The sequence below is a fragment of the Testudinibacter sp. 'clade 2' genome, from assembly GCF_006227735.1.
Taxonomy (GTDB): domain Bacteria; phylum Pseudomonadota; class Gammaproteobacteria; order Enterobacterales; family Pasteurellaceae; genus Chelonobacter.
The window spans coordinates 1-2812 of the sequence record NZ_VDHB01000156.1 but is presented as its reverse complement, the minus strand read 5'-3'; the positions used below and the strand labels follow the sequence as shown (position 1 = coordinate 2812).

At 44.3% G+C, this 2812-nt stretch carries 2 protein-coding genes and 1 pseudogene; all 3 read left to right on the top strand.

Annotation, left to right across the window (positions count from 1 at the left end; translation table 11 throughout):
* Positions 1–355, top strand: a pseudogene (locus FHQ30_RS11330) (KilA-N domain-containing protein); the annotation flags it as partial.
* The gene (locus FHQ30_RS11325; protein WP_139610492.1) at positions 356–1243 is read left to right on the top strand and encodes an EamA family transporter; all 888 of its coding nucleotides are present in this window, start codon (positions 356–358) and stop codon (positions 1241–1243) included.
* A 3-nt stretch (positions 1244–1246) separates the two neighbouring features.
* Positions 1247–2668 (top strand): exodeoxyribonuclease I, encoded by a 1422-nt coding sequence (gene sbcB / locus FHQ30_RS11320; RefSeq protein ID WP_139610491.1) that lies wholly within the window; start codon positions 1247–1249, stop codon positions 2666–2668.
* The last annotated feature ends 144 nt before the right edge of the window (positions 2669–2812 follow it).

Below are 2812 nucleotides of genomic sequence, written 5' to 3'. Positions count from 1 at the left end.
AATTCATACTGATGCAATAAAAACATATTTATTGGCAGATTTAACAAAGGAACAATTATCTTATCAATATGCCAGTGAAGCGGATATGTTAAATGTTGCATTATTTAATAAACCGGCTAAACAATGGCGTGTGGAAAATCCTAAGCTAAAAGGCAATATGCGTGACTATGCCAGTTTGAGCGAGCTTTTGGTGCTTGCGAATATGGAAAGTTACAATGCTATTTTGATTGAAAACGGAATGTCTCAAAAAGAACGGATAATTGAACTTAGAAAATTAGCAAGAACCCAGTTATTATCATTGAATAAATTAAATGATAATGGATTACAAAAAATAACAACTAAACAAGGACGTTAAATGCACAATCTTGCCATCGCTGTTTTTTGCAGCGTGATCGTGTCGGTGTTTTTGAAAGTGGCACGCCGGCAGAATATTCAAATCGCTCAGGCGATTGCCTTTAATTATCTTATGGCGATCGGTTTGAGTTATTATTTTTTGCAGCCCAATTTTGCCGGGCAATCGTTCGGCGAAGTGGTGGCGCAGCATGATGATTCCTATCTGTTTTTAGCCTTGGGGATTTTGCTGCCGACGGTGTTTATCGTGATGTCGAAAGCGGTGGAAAGTGCGGGGATTGTGCGCTCTGATGCGGCACAGCGTTTATCGTTGTTCCTGCCGATTTTAGCCTCATTCACGCTGTTCAATGAAGTGTTGAGCGGCAGCCGTGCGGTTAGTCTTGTGTTGGCGTTTACCGCACTTTTATGTTTGTTATGGAAAAAAGACGAGCCGCAACAAAATCTTGGACAAAGTGTGGTCGGTAAAGGTTGGTTTAACCTGCTGTTAGTTTGGCTCGGCTACGGCGTGATCGATATTCTGTTTAAGCAAATGGCAAAGAGCGGTAGCGCATTTCCGTTGACGTTGTTTGTGTCGTTTTGCTTGGCGGCATGTGTGATTTTCATCTATTTGCTGATTAAACAGACCCGTTGGCACGGTAAAAGTATGCTGGCCGGTTTGCTGCTCGGCGTGTTGAATTTTATGAATATTCTGTTTTATATCAAGGCACATCAGAGTTATAGCGACAATCCGACCTTGGTCTTTGCCGGTATGAATATCGGCGTTATCTGTTTAGGCACGCTGACCGGTGCATGGTTGTTTAAAGAAAAAATCAACAAAACCAACGCGATCGGCGTGGGGTTAGGGATTATATCGATTATCTGCTTGTTTTATTTGGATAAAATCATAGGCTAACATATGGCAAAACACTTTAGCTTTTTTATTTACGATTACGAAAGTTTCGGTATCAATCCGGCAAGCGACCGTCCGGCGCAGTTTGCCGGCATTCGTACTGATGCGGATTTTAATATTATTGGTGAGCCGGTGATGGTGTATTGCAAACAGACCAATGATTATCTGCCTGCACCGGAAGCCGTGTTGGTAACGGGCATTACCCCGCAAGAGTGCAACGAAAAAGGCGTATCCGAACCGGAATTTGCTGAACGTATCTTGCAAGAATTTTCCACACCGAATACCTGTGTGATGGGCTATAACAGCATTCGTTACGATGACGAAATGACCCGCTACACTTTTTATCGTAATTTTATCGATCCCTATGAATATAGTTGGAAAAACGGTAATTCCCGCTGGGATTTGCTGGATGTGTTGCGTGCCTGTTACGCCTTGCGCCCGGAAGGGATCAACTGGGTGCATGACGAAAACGGCTTACCGTCGTTTAAATTAGATCGCCTGACGGTGGCCAACGGGATTGAACACAGCAATGCGCACGATGCGATGGCAGATGTGTACGCCACGATTGAAATGGCGAAATTGGTCAAAGCCAAACAGCCACGCTTGTTCGAGTATTTTTTCAATTTGCGTAGCAAAAAAGCGGTCGAGGCATTAATCGACACCGCCAATATGACGCCGTTGGTGCATGTTTCCGGTATGCTCGGCAATTATCGCGGCAATACCGCACTTGTTGCGCCGCTGGCATGGCATCCGACCAATAATAACGCTGTGATTGTGTGTGATTTGAGTGCCGATCTCAGCGATTTGCTGAGTCTTGATGCCGAAAGCTTAAAAGTGCGGTTATACAGCAAAAAAGCGGAGTTGGAAGCGCAGGGGATTTTGCCGGTGCCGCTAAAATTGGTGCATATCAATAAATGCCCGATTGTCGCCCCGGAAAAAACGCTATTGCCGCAAAGTGCCGAACGGCTGGGGATTGATCGTGAACAATGTCTGCAAAATCAGCAACGCTTGCTGCAATCCTATGAAATTCGTGACAAAGTGATCGCTATTTTCAGCGAACAACGGGAATATGCCGACGATTTGAATGTGGAAACCGCACTTTACCACGGTTTTTTCAGCGATGCCGATAAACGCAATCTGCAAATTCTACGCACCTTGAGTGCAGAGCAGTTGCAAAATCCGGATCTCACCTTTGAAGACAAGCGTATTCCGGAGTTGTTGTTCCACTACCGTGCCCGCCATTTCTACCGCACGTTGAACCGTGCCGAGCAGATCAAATGGCAAAAATACCGCAAATTAAAACTGGAAAAAAGCGCGGAAGCCTTTGTGCAATCGTTGCAGCAATTAGGCGAACAGCACCAAAATAATCCTGAAAAACTGGCGTTATTGCAACAGGTGTATGAATATGGCGAAAAAGTACTGCGTTAGCCAGATACTGATTTCACCTTGAAATGCCTGAAATATCGGATTAAAGGATAAAAATAAATGCCGAATGGTAACATTCGGCATCAGATTATTGACAAAGATATTTGATGAGGCAAGGTAGGGGGCGGATTATATATCCGCCCGTTT

Excerpts from the sequence above, each read along its gene's own strand:
- FHQ30_RS11325 (WP_139610492.1), top strand. The coding sequence starts at position 356 with ATGCACAATCTTGCCATCGCTGTTTTTTGCAGCGTGATCGTGTCGGTG.
- sbcB (WP_139610491.1), top strand. The coding sequence starts at position 1,247 with ATGGCAAAACACTTTAGCTTTTTTATTTACGATTACGAAAGTTTCGGT.